The sequence below is a fragment of the Halomonas sp. H2 genome, assembly GCF_050215315.1.
Taxonomy (GTDB): domain Bacteria; phylum Pseudomonadota; class Gammaproteobacteria; order Pseudomonadales; family Halomonadaceae; genus Vreelandella.
On sequence record NZ_CP189760.1, the window covers coordinates 3440800 to 3452934 of the forward strand.

11 protein-coding genes are annotated in these 12135 nt (G+C 56.6%); 2 read left to right on the plus strand and 9 right to left on the minus strand.

The window, feature by feature from the left end:
* Nucleotides 1-24: 24 nt before the first annotated feature.
* Complete coding sequence (locus tag ACQE2I_RS15985; protein ID WP_427029040.1) at nt 25-789, plus strand: Crp/Fnr family transcriptional regulator; 765 nt, start codon at nt 25-27, stop codon at nt 787-789.
* Nucleotides 790-815: 26 nt separating this feature from the next.
* Here the strand turns inward: ACQE2I_RS15985 and ACQE2I_RS15990 are convergent, their stop codons facing one another.
* From ACQE2I_RS15990 to ACQE2I_RS16025, 8 genes are all read right to left on the minus strand, one after another.
* Entirely contained in the window at nt 816-2090 is a 1275-nt protein-coding gene (locus tag ACQE2I_RS15990; protein ID WP_427029041.1) for an O-acetylhomoserine aminocarboxypropyltransferase/cysteine synthase family protein, read from the minus strand.
* An 84-nt stretch (nt 2091-2174) separates the two neighbouring features.
* A complete protein-coding gene (locus tag ACQE2I_RS15995) occupies nt 2175-3320 on the minus strand; it encodes an iron-containing alcohol dehydrogenase (RefSeq protein WP_427029042.1) in 1146 nt (381 codons plus the stop codon).
* Nucleotides 3321-3379: 59 nt separating this feature from the next.
* A complete protein-coding gene (locus ACQE2I_RS16000) occupies nt 3380-4762 on the minus strand; it encodes an aldehyde dehydrogenase family protein (RefSeq protein ID WP_427029043.1) in 1383 nt (460 codons plus the stop codon).
* 41 nt (nt 4763-4803) lie between these two features.
* On the minus strand, nt 4804-6165 hold the full coding sequence (locus tag ACQE2I_RS16005; RefSeq protein WP_427029044.1) for a glutamine synthetase family protein: 1362 nt from the start codon (nt 6163-6165) through the stop codon (nt 4804-4806).
* An 88-nt stretch (nt 6166-6253) separates the two neighbouring features.
* Nucleotides 6254-7306: a TRAP transporter substrate-binding protein gene (locus tag ACQE2I_RS16010; protein ID WP_427029045.1), complete on the minus strand. Its 1053-nt coding sequence runs from the start codon at nt 7304-7306 to the stop codon at nt 6254-6256.
* Nucleotides 7307-7427: 121 nt separating this feature from the next.
* Nucleotides 7428-8750, minus strand: coding sequence for a TRAP transporter large permease (locus tag ACQE2I_RS16015; protein WP_427029046.1), 1323 nt, complete (start codon nt 8748-8750; stop codon nt 7428-7430).
* Entirely contained in the window at nt 8750-9346 is a 597-nt protein-coding gene (locus ACQE2I_RS16020) for a TRAP transporter small permease subunit (RefSeq protein WP_427029047.1), read from the minus strand. The genes ACQE2I_RS16015 and ACQE2I_RS16020 overlap by 1 nt, the downstream gene beginning before the upstream one ends.
* Nucleotides 9339-10154, minus strand: a complete 816-nt coding sequence (locus ACQE2I_RS16025; RefSeq protein WP_427029048.1) for an N-formylglutamate amidohydrolase — start codon at nt 10152-10154, stop codon at nt 9339-9341. Before ACQE2I_RS16025 ends, ACQE2I_RS16020 begins: the two co-directional genes overlap by 8 nt.
* A 143-nt stretch (nt 10155-10297) precedes the next feature.
* Here ACQE2I_RS16025 and ACQE2I_RS16030 point away from each other — a divergent pair, with 143 nt between their 5' ends.
* A complete protein-coding gene (locus tag ACQE2I_RS16030; RefSeq protein ID WP_427029049.1) occupies nt 10298-11170 on the plus strand; it encodes a MurR/RpiR family transcriptional regulator in 873 nt (290 codons plus the stop codon).
* Between the two features lie 5 nt (nt 11171-11175).
* Here the strand turns inward: ACQE2I_RS16030 and ACQE2I_RS16035 are convergent.
* Nucleotides 11176-12029, minus strand: a protein-coding gene (locus tag ACQE2I_RS16035) for an IS5 family transposase (protein ID WP_427029050.1) whose coding sequence is annotated in 2 segments (ribosomal slippage) — nt 11176-11675 and nt 11675-12029 — 855 coding nt in all. Because the reading frame shifts where the segments join, the coding sequence is not laid out codon by codon here.
* Nucleotides 12030-12135: the final 106 nt, after the last annotated feature.

The following is a 12135-nucleotide window of genomic DNA, read 5'->3' on the forward strand; positions in this document are numbered from 1 at the left end:
CATCAATGCCCGGGGACAGGTTCAATGAACCCATATGTATACCAGCCAAAACTACCGCAAACTGTCGCCAAAATGACAATTCCTGCCACTCCCCTCGCTTGCGACCTGCCCAGCATCCGGCATCGATTGCGTCAAGATACTCTGCTTAACGCTCTGCCCGACGTCGCCATCGACCAAGTACTGGGGCGCGGCCAATTACTGCGCGTGGAAGCTGGCCAGACGGTTCACAGCAAACAGGCACGCTCGGATCATCTGTATCGTCTGATGTCCGGCATGGTGCGCTTAAGCTCGGCCTCCGCCGAGGGCCGCGAAGCGATCTATAGCTACTTGGGGCCCGACGAGTGGTTTGGCCATATAGGCTTGGTGGACGGCGGCACGCGTACTCACGATATCCACGCCTGCGGCCCCTGCCTGGTGTTCGCCCTGGGGCGCTCCGAGCTGCAACGCCTGCTCGACCACTACCCTGTGCTATATCGTGATTTCGCACTGCTACTGTGTCGTCAGATGCGCGTATCGTTCGCGATGCTTGAAGACCGCTCACTGATGAGCCTTGAGGGGCGTCTTGCTAAGCACCTACTGGCGTTGGCCGATGCCTATGGCATCGATGGGCCCGATGGCCGGCTGATTGACCTGCCACTTCCTCAGGAGGCGCTGGGCCAACTGCTGCACGCCAGCCGTCAAACCATCAACCGCAAGCTCGCCCAGTGGGCCCGCCTGGGCATTATTCAGGTACGCTACCGGCGAATTCTGGTGGTCGACCGAGCGCAGCTGGCGAGCCTGGCGGGCTGACGTTATGTGCTGAACTCAGGGCCGTCTTACCCCTGGGATACCTCCAGCGCTTGATCAATATCCGCGAGCAGATCGTCAATATGCTCGATGCCGATCGACAGGCGTACCATCTCTGCCGTGACCCCAGCCGCCTTCAGCTCCTGCTCGTTCAACTGCCGGTGTGTGGTAGACGCTGGGATCGAAGAGCAGCTCTTGGCATCGCCGATATTCACCAAGCGTAAGATCAACGACAGCGCATCGTAAAAGCGCTCCGATGCGGCCTGCCCACCTTTAATACCGAAACTGAGAATCCCCGAGGCATGGCCCTGCATATAGCGTTGAGCTAGCGAATGATCGGGATGATTTTCCAGGCCCGCATAGTGCACCCAAGTCACCTGCGGATGGCTTTCCAGATGCTTGGCAACGGCTAACGCGTTAGCACAAATACGCTCGATACGCAGCGACAGCGTTTCTAACCCCTGCAACAGATTCCAAGCCGCTTGGGCAGAAAGCGCCGCTCCCATATTACGTAACGGCACGACGCGGGCACGGGCGATAAATGCCGCATCGCCCACATCGCGCGTATAACTAACACCGTGGTAGGAGACATCTGGCTCATTGAGCAGCGGAAAGCGTTGTGCATTCTCAGCCCAGGGGAACTTGCCTGAATCAACAATCACACCGCCAACCGTGGTGCCATGGCCACCGATATACTTGGTGGCAGAGTGGACAACAATATCCGCCCCGTGCTCGATTGGGCGGCATAAAAACGGCGTTGCGGTGGTGTTATCCACTATCACCGGCACCCCATGGCGGTGCGCTGCCTCCGCAAGCTTTTGCAGATCCACCACCCCGCCGGAGGGGTTACCGATACTTTCGCAGAAGACGGCTTTAGTGCGCTCATCAATCAGTGCTTCGATGCCGGCGATATCGTCCTTATCGGCAAAACGTACTTGGATGCCTTGGCGTGGCAGCGTGTGGGCAAACAGGTTGTAGGTGCCACCGTAAAGCTCGCTAATCGAGACAATGTTATCGCCCGCTTCGGCGATAGTTTGAATGGCATAGGTAATGGCTGCCATGCCCGATGCCACCGCCAGGCCTGCGATACCGCCTTCCAGCGCGGCGACCCGCTGCTCCAGTACAGCGCAGGTCGGGTTCATAATACGCGAGTAGATATTGCCTTCTACTTTGAGATCAAACAGATCCGCCGCGTGCTGCGCATTATCGAAGGAAAACGACGTGGTTTGATGAATCGGTACCGCCACGGCGTTTTGCGAATCAGGCGAATAGCCATGATGGAGAGCAATCGTTTCGGGTTTCATATAACTGGCTCGCTAATAATGGATCGACAAGCCTGATCGTAAACAGGCTTGCCCCTAAAAGCTAACGGTGCGCTATCTCTGCCACTACATGCAGCGCTGGAACAGCGCCTTGAAACTCGCCACGTTCAGCCCCACCGGGTTGCCACCACAGCTTGGGTCTTGAATAGCCATTTCCGCCAGCTCATCGATACGCAAAGGATCAGCCCCGATCTCCGCAAGTGTACGCGGGATACCCAACTGATCATTGAACTCTTGCACAAAGACGCTAAAGCCAGCGAACCCGCCTTCAATACCCAGATACGCGGCAGCCATGTCGAAGCGTTGGCGAATTTTATCGGCGTTAAAGTCCAGCACCGCAGGCATACAAATCGCATTGGTGGTGCCATGGTGGGAGTTGAATACCGCACCAATGGGGTGGCTCATGGCATGTATCGCGCCCAGCCCTTTCTGAAAAGCGGTAGCACCCATTATCGCCGCACTCATCATCTGCGCACGCGCTTCAATATCGCTGCCGTCGGCGTAAGCACGCGGCAAGTACTGCTTAACCAGCCGCATGCCTTCCAGGGCGATACCCTGGCTCATCGGGTGGTAGTGCGGGCTTGAGAACGCTTCGACGCAATGCGCAAAGGCGTCCAGCCCGGTGCCCGCGGTGATCGGTTTTGGCATGCCCACTGTCAGTTCAGGGTCGCAGATCACCACGGAAGGCAATACATTGGGATGGAAGATGATCTTTTTTTCATGGGTTTGCGAGTTGGTAATCACGCTGGCGCGCCCCACTTCCGCGCCGGTGCCGGCAGTAGTAGGTACCGCTACGATAGGCGCAATGGCATCGATATCGGCGCGGGTCCACCAGTCGCCGATATCCTCGAAATCCCACACTGGGCGCGTCTGGCCCGCCATAAAGGCGACCATCTTGCCCAAATCCAGCCCTGAGCCACCGCCAAACGCAATCACTCCATCATAACCGCCCGCCTTATAAGCCTCGACGCCTGCCGCAAGATTCTTTTCGTTCGGGTTGGGGTCGACCTCGGCAAACAGGCCACGGCCAAGGCCTGCTGCTTCCATGATATCCAGCACGACCTTGGTAATCGGCAAGCCGACCAGTCCTCGGTCGGTCACCAGTAAAGGCTTGGTGATAGCGGCCTGAGCGCAGGCCTCGGACAACTCAGCGATACGGCCCGCGCCAAAGCGGATAGCGGTGGGGTAGGACCAGTTTCCCGTCAGCGTCATGTCGTCACCTTTTTTTCAGTCAATTATTTTCTTTAGATCAGTCGGTTGTTTTCTTGAGGTCAGGCGGTTGTTTTCTTGAGATAGTAGGATTTTGGGCGTGTCAGGTTGTGATAGCCGATTACCGACAGACCACCACCACGACCGGTATCCTTGCAGCCGGTCCAGCATAGGCTCGGGTCGAGGTAGTCGGCACGATTCAGAAACACGGTGCCAGTTTCAAGCTGATCACCCACACGCTGCGCACGCGTCATATCGGCGCTCCACAGGCTGGCGGTCAGGCCAAACGCGCTGTCATTCATCAGCCGGATCGCTTCATCATCGCTGGATACCTTCATAATGCCGACCACCGGGCCGAAACTTTCATCGCGCATCACCCGCATGTCGTGGGTCACATCGGTCAAGATTTGTGGCGTCAGGTAGGCACCACCATCATCATTGGGCTTTCGCGCAATATGGGTCTTTGCCCCAGCGGCTACGGCTTCATTAATCTGGTCGCGGACCTCCTTGGCGAATCGAATATTCGCCATGGGGCCAATATCCGTCGCGGCGTCTAACGGGTGCCCCAGCTGATAGCCCTCGACAATCGCGACGGCCTTTTCGATAAAGGCCGCGTACAAGCTGTCATGCACATAGATCCGCTCGATCCCGCAGCAGCTTTGCCCGGCGTTAAACATGGCCGCATCGATGAGCGTGGCAACCGCCGCATCGAGATCAGCATCTTCCATCACATAGCCGGGGTCCTTGCCGCCCAGTTCCAGGCCCAACCCGGTAAAGGTGCCCGCTGCCGCCGTTTCCATAGCACGCCCGCCGCCGACCGAGCCGGTGAAGTTGACGAAGTTGAAGGCTCGCTCGGCAATCAGCTCCGAGGTGGTGTCATGATCGAGAAACACATTCTGAAAGACATCCGTTGGCACACCGACAGAGTGAAAAGCTTGCGCCATCCGCTCGCCTACCAGCAGGGTCTGCGTCGCGTGCTTCAACACCACGCTGTTGCCCGCGATCAAGGCCGGAGCCACGCTATTGATCGCCGTCATATAGGGGTAGTTCCACGGCGCTACCACCAGCACCACGCCGTGCGGCACACGTTTGATATAGCGTTTGCTGGTGGTGTCTTCGCCCACCTTGATAGCGGCCAGAGCGTCCTTGGCAATAGCAGCCATGTGGCTTCCACGCTCCTCGAAACCACCGAATTCACCGCCATAGCGCACCGGGCGGCCCATCATGCGCGCCAGTTCCGGCACCACTTCGTCATTCATCTCGCCCACGGCGGCAATGCCTGCCACGACTAGGTCGATACGTTCCTGTATCGGTCGCGCAGCCCATTCAGGCTGCGCTGCACGCGCGCGCGCGGCGGCCTCTCGTGCGGCCTCGCAGGACAGCGCTTCGCGCTCGGCAAACAGCGAGCCATCAATTGGTGAGATACATTTCAGCATGTGGCCCATCGTCATCATCTCCTCTCTACAGCTGCACAGCTACAGCCTCATCAGGCACGCTCGAACCCGCGTGCGATTTCGTAATCGGTCACTACTCGGGCGAAATCTTCTATCTCTATCTGGGCGGCGTGCGCGTAGTGATCGACCACGTCATCGCCCATCGCCTCACGCAGCATGGCCGAGCCTTGCAGAGCGTCACGTGCATCGCGCAGATTTTGTGGAATCAAGCCGGTTTCACCGTGATAAGTATCGCCCTCGGCGGGCGGTGTCAGCTCCAACCGCTCCTCGATTCCCTTAATACCGGCGGCCAGCTGCGCGGCGATGGCCAGATACGGGTTCACGTCCGACCCACCAATGCGGTTTTCAACCCGCACGGCCTTGGTTCCCGCCGCACAAAGACGAAAGCCCGCGGTGCGATTATCCACTGACCAAACCGTGCGCGTGGGCGCGAAAGTCCCCTTTTGAAAACGTTTGTAGCTGTTGATATAAGGGGCCAGGAAGTAGGTGCAGTCTGGGGCGTAGGCCAGCAGCCCGGCCAGGTAGTGCTTCATCAACGTGGACATACCCAGCGCATCGCTTTCATCAAAGAACGCAGGCGCACCACCTTGCCACAGCGTCTGGTGTATATGGGCAGAGCTGCCCGAGTGATCATGATGCCACTTAGGCAGAAAGGTCGCCGCACGCCCCTGCTGCCAGGCAACTTCTTTTATCGCGTGCTTGGCGATGGTGTGGTAGTCCGCGGTATCAAGCGCCGCCGCATACTTGATGTTGAGCTCCTCCTGACCACAGCCAGCTTCGCCCTTAGTGCCTTCCACGGGGATACCTGCCGCGTAAAGATGGTTACGCACCGGGCGCAACACGTGCTCCTCCTTGGTGGTCTGGAAGATGTGGTAATCCTCGTTATAATCACTGATCGGTTCCAGGTCTCGAAAGCCTGTTTTACGGATCTCACCGAAGCTTTTCTCAAATAGATAGAACTCAAGTTCGGTCGCCATCACCGCGTCGTAACCCATGTCCGCGAGCCGTGCTAGCTGGCGCTTGAGCACGGCTCGCGGCGAATGCGGTACCGGTGCGTGCGTGTCGTGGTCCAACACGTCACATAACACCAGCACCGTACCCTCAAGCCATGGCACGGGGCGTAGCGTCGCCAGGTCAGGCTTCATCACGTAGTCGCCATAGCCCGCCTTCCAGGAGGTGCTGGCATAGCCGTCTGGCGTTGCCATCTCAAGGTCGGTGGCCAACAGGTAGTTGCAGCAGTGCGTTTCCCCCCACCCGCCTTCTATGAAATGGTGCGCATGGAAGCGCTTACCCATCAGACGGCCCTGCATATCCACAAAACACATCAGCACCGTGTCAACATCACCACTCCCAACCTGGGCCTTCAGGGCATCCAACGTCAACGCACTGGTCATTTATAAGGCTCCTTTCCGGATCGCCGTAGCATGTTATTGTGACATTGTGATTGTGCACCCCGGCTGATTACCGGGGCGGTAAGAGCACTCATGCGTCGCTATAACGATAGGGCCTTCCGGCGTTGCGCATATCCGCGTTGTACTGCTTGAAAATCTCAACGACCTTGGCCTTGGTCTCGGACTCAGCCGCGATCTCGTCCCAGAATGCTTGGGCGGCGCTCTCCACCTGTTCCCACTCAGCATCGGGGATCGACGTGAGCTCAAGCTTCTCGCCATGCACGCGCAAATTAGCCTCTCCACCCCAATACCAGTGCTGGCGATAGTAGTGCGACTGTTCACAACACACCTCGAACAGCAGTCTGAGGTCCTCGGGCAGTTCTTCCCAACGCTCCATATTGACGAAGAAATGGCCGATCCAAGCGCCAGAGATGTTATTGGTCAAGAAGTAGTTGGTCACATCGGCCCAGCCTACCGTGTAGTCTTCGGTAATACCGGACCAGGCGATGCCGTCGAGCTCGCCGGTCTGCACGGCGACCTCGATATCCTCCCAGGGCAGCGTCACCGGTACCACCCCAAACTGCGATAGGAAGCGACCTGCCGTGGGGAAGGTGAAAATGCGCTTACCTTCCAGGTCTTTCAGGCTGCGGATGGGCTCCTTGGTAACAAAGTGACAAGGATCCCAGGCACCGGCGCTGACGTGCTTGACGCCCACCTTGGCGTACTCCTCTTCCCAGATTTCCTTGAGTCCATACTGGTTAAACAGCACCGGCACATCCAGGCTGTAACGTGAACCAAATGGGAAGTAGCCACCAAACACAGTGACTTCGGTCGGCGATGCCATCGAGTCGTCATCCGACTGCACCGCATCAATCGTGCCGCGCTGCATGGCGCGAAATAGCTCGCCTGTGGGTACCAGCTGGTCAGCATAAAACAGCTCGATTTGCATACGCTCGCCGGCAATTCGGTTGAACAAGTCGATGGCCGGCTTGGCAACGTGCTCAGCCAGAGCCGCACCGGCATAGGTCTGCATACGCCACTTGATGGTGGGCTCAGACGAGCCCTGGGCAACAACTCTGGTAGCTAGTGGCGCAAGAGCGGCGGCACTAGCGGCGGTGATCAGAAATTTGCGTCTTGTTGTCATTGTTTCGCTCTCCTGGTGTGGTGTTGCTGTTCGCTCCCTTCGTTCACTCCTCCTTTTACCTAATCGCTTGCTAGCCTAAGCACTTGTTAACATAAGAACTTGTCAACATAAGCACTTGCTGTCAGTTTCCATAAACGTAGCCGGGTAGCCAGAGTGCGATCTGCGGAAAGATCATCACTAGGCTAAGCGCAACCACCATTACGAAAACGAAGGGTAGAATCGACCAGTAAATATCGCGCAGGCCAATCTCGGGCGGTGCCATGGCACGCATCAGGAATAAATTATAGCCAAATGGCGGCGTCATATAGGCGATCTGGGTCGTGATCGTATAAAGAATGCCATACCAGATCAGATCGAAACCCAGTGCATCGACTAGCGGCACATAAAGCGGCGCAACGATCACCAACATGGCGGTATCGTCCAGAAAAGTGCCCATCACGATAAAGCTGAGCTGCATCAAGATCAGGATCATCCACGGCGAAAGGCCTAAGTGTTGGGTGAACAGATCCTCAATCGCCTTGACCGCACCCAGCCCATCAAAGATAGCGCCAAAAGCAAGCGCGGCCAGAATGATCCACATGAACATGCACGAAATGGCCAGGGTCTGCCGCACCGATGTTTCAAACACCTGGCGCGTCATTCGCCCCTTGATAAGCGCCGCCAGAAACGCAGCCATGGCGCCAACCGCCGAGCTTTCAACCAGTGAGGTCCAGCCCTTCACAAAGGGTACCATCATGACCGCAAAGATCATCAGCGGCAGCAGGCCCGCTCTCAGCAGCCGCAGCTTTTCAGCCAGCGGCACATCGCGCTCTTCAGCCGGCAAAACGGGGCCAAGCTCGGGCTGTATACGACAGCGTACATAGATATAGATGATAAACAGCGTCGCCATCATCAGCCCAGGCAGCACCCCGGCAAGCCATAACTGGCCCACCGGCTGGCGTGCGATCATGGCGTAGAGCACCAACACCACCGAGGGCGGCACGAGAATGCCAAGGCTGGAGCCTGCCTGGATCACGCCGGTGACCATGATCTTGTCATAGCCACGCCGCAGCAGTTCGGGCAAGGCGATGGTCGCGCCGATCGCCATCCCTGCCACTGACAGCCCGTTCATCGCCGAAATCAGCACCATCAAGCCGATAGTGCCGATAGCAAGACCGCCTCTTACCGGCCCCATCCAGACGTGAAACATCTTGTACAGGTCATCTGCGATACGGCTTTCCGACAACACGTAGCCCATGAAAACAAACATCGGCAGGGTCAGCAGCGGGTACCACTTCATCAGCTTCATCGCCGAAGCAAACGGGATATCCACGCCGCCCGTGCCCCACAGCAGGACTCCCGCGATCGCCCCGACAAAACCAATCGCCCCGAACACGCGCTGCCCGGTCATCAACATCAGCATCATCGAGCTGAACATTACAATAGCGATCATCTCGTAAGGCATCAGTGGATCACCCCCCGCAGGCGACCGATATCTTTGAAGAATTCGGCTAGGGATTGGAGAATCATCAGGAACACCCCAAGGCAGACCACCGTCTTGATTGGCCACATAAAAGGACGCCAGGCTGTCGAGCTGCGCTCTAGAAAGCCGAGGCTTTCACCGGCCGCCGACGAGCCTTGGCTAATCAGTGTCCAAGCCAGAGTCAGCAAAAAAGTGAGCGGCTCTTTGCCAAAATAACCGAGCGAATAGGACAGCGAAATCAACCCGCCATACAGCAGCACGCCGAGGTAATAGACCAGGAAAAACACCGTAAACGCATCGACTAGCGCCTTAGTCTTCGGGCTCCAGTCGCCATAGAACAGATCCATCCGCACGTTTGAACCCAGCTGAATCGAATAGGGCCCGCCCAAAACGAAATACGCCACCATGACGAATTGCGCGGTTTCTAGCGTCCACATCGAAGGCGCCATAAAAACCTTGGAGGCTGAGGACCACAGCAGCACACCGATCAAGGCAAAAATCAGGTACATCGCAACGCGCCCGATGGCCCGATTCATCGCCTCGATGGCCTTGATATAAAGCAGGATAGCGTTAGGCATCGCGCGCGCCCTCCTGCGGCGAAACCCCAAGCCCAAAGGTTGCCAGCGCCGGGTGAATCAACTGCAACAACTCCTCCACCAGCGTGTCTTCATCAGCAGGCGTCGTCAGTAGGTCGTTGCGAATCTCGATCATCACATTCGCCAAGCCATTGCCCATGCCGTGCAGTTTTAACGAATGGGTGACGCCATCATTGGGGCCGTAAGGCGCATTGCGCTGAACATTGCGGTGGGGCAAACGGTGGGAGTGGGACAGCATGGCATCGGCCATTCGAGCATCAGCATCATGCAGAATGCCGATCTCTACCGCACGGGGCTGACCGTGATAGTAAGGTGTAAAGCTATGTATGGTGATCAACACAGTAGGGATACTACGCGCTGCACGGGCGGTTAGAACGTCAGTCACCGTACTGCAAAAGGGGCGATAGATAGCATCGACCCGCGCCGTTCGCTGTACCTGTGTCAAATTATAATTTCCCGGTACATCAATGACTTCCGAACGCTCGGGCATCGCGCTGGCGCTCTCGGGCGAGCGATTGCAGTCATACACCAACCGCGAGACGCGGCCTGCTATCAGCGGCGCATCGAGCGCAGCCGATAACTTTATGGCCACGGCACGCGCGCCGGGATCCCATGCAGCGTGGCTGTCGCGGTGCATAGGGGCGAGACCGAGCCCCTGGTATAGCTCGGGGATAGCATAAGCGGCGTGCTCACACAGAATCACCACCGGGCCGTTACCGTCCCGATTGCTTAGCTCTACGCTTTGCGATGCCTTTGCGCTTTGCGATGAAAGTGCCGTGTTATCCGCCATCACAACCCCCGCCATTACAACCCCACCCATCGCTGAACAGATATTTCCATATCACAATAATTGTGTGAATATCCTTTCAGCCCTATCTTTAACATTGTTCAAAAAATACAGCCTGTCAATGATGAATCAGAAAAGGAGCTATCTTGACGACCACTAGCACAACGGCACGCGAGTTGATCCGCCAGCACTACCAAGCACTGACACAAGCGGAGCGCAAATTTGCTAACGCCCTGCTGGAAAACTATCCAATGGCGGGATTAGCCTCAATCACAACCGTCGCGGAAAATGCCGGCGTGTCGACACCCACAGTGGCGCGTATGGTTCAGAAGCTAGGCTTCAAGGGGTATCCACAGTTTCACAAAGCGCTGCTGCGCGAGTTGGAGGCCAAAGGGTCAGGCCCCACGCAACGGCGTGAAAACTGGGCCCCCGAGGCACCCGACACTCACTTACTGAACCGCTTCGCACAAGCAGTTACCCACAACATGGGACAAACCTTCGCCAATATAGAAACGGCCAACTTCGACCAGGCCGTCAGCCAACTGGCCAATATGGATCAGCATCTGTATATCATTGGCGGGCGCATCACTCATGCCCTGGCCGACTATGCCTTTACGCACCTTCAGGCGGTACGCCCCAACGTAACGCATATGACCTCGTCATCCGGCACATGGCCGCACTACGTTCTCGATATGAAGCCGGGCGATACCTTGCTGATGTTTGATATACGCCGCTATGAAACCAACTTGCAGCGCCTTGCTGAGCTGGTAGCTGAACGTGGCGTGCGTATCGTGCTGATTACTGACCAGTGGACATCACCAGTATCAGCAGTGGCCGATTTCACCTTCAACTGCTGGGTCGAGATACCCTCAGGATGGGATTCGAACATTTCTACCATGATGCTGCTGGAAGCCATGATTGCCGCCGTACAGGAGCAACGCTGGCCGGAAACCCGCGACCGCTATGAAAAGCTGGATGAGCTGTTCGACATGACACGCTTATTTCGCAAGTTTGTTTAAGTACTCTAGGTTTTGTACGAAAAGTCGGCTCGCAAGCAGCGGTCTATGCATGCTACGCATACCATCGCCCTAAAGCTGCTTGCTAACTTATCGTAGCGTGTGGCAATGCGGCGTAGCTCCTTTAGCCAGCTAAAACAGCGTTCTACCGCATTTCGTTGCCGATATTTAGGCTTATCAAACCGTCTAGGTAGACCAGGCCGTCTTCTTCGATGCATGTTGCGCTGAGCTATTACCGGCTTCATGCCGTGCCTATCGCAATAACGACGCAACTCATCGCTGTCATAGCCTTTGTCAGCCACCATATAGCGACTACGTTTGCGCGGGCGCCCTACGTTACCAGGCAGATAAACGCTCTCTAATGTCGAAATAAAGTGCCGAGAGTCTGCCTCTTGGCCGGGAGACAGCGTGAATGCCAGAGGCCAACCATGACGATCGCAAACCAAATGAATTTTGGTGGTTAACCCCCCGCGACTGCGGCCAAGGGCATGATCTAGCGGTTCTTTAGACCCCCTTTTTTGCCGCCTCCTGCGGCAGCACGAGTGGCACGAACCGATGTTGAATCAATCATCCACGTCTCCAAATCCATCAGGCCGTCTTCACGTAACTTGAGCTGTAAGCGAGCAAGAATGGCCTCAAACGTGCCGTTATCTCGCCATTTTCGAAAGCGTTCATAAGCGGTAGACCAAGGGCCGTAGCGCTCAGGCAGATCACGCCATTTAGCACCAGAGCACAGCACCCAGAAAATACCATTGAGAACTTGCCGGTCATCTCGCCTAGGCCTCCCCATGAGTTGAGGTGGCGATACAATGTCTTCAATCTGTGCCCAGCCGTTATCAGAGATTTCGTAACGTCCGACCATTAATGTTCCCCTATGCAGCTATCGCATAGGCAAATTTAGCAGATATGACTTTTCGTACAAAACCTAGTGTCTTTCGACGTTTGGTAAGATAGCGATTCACGTGCAA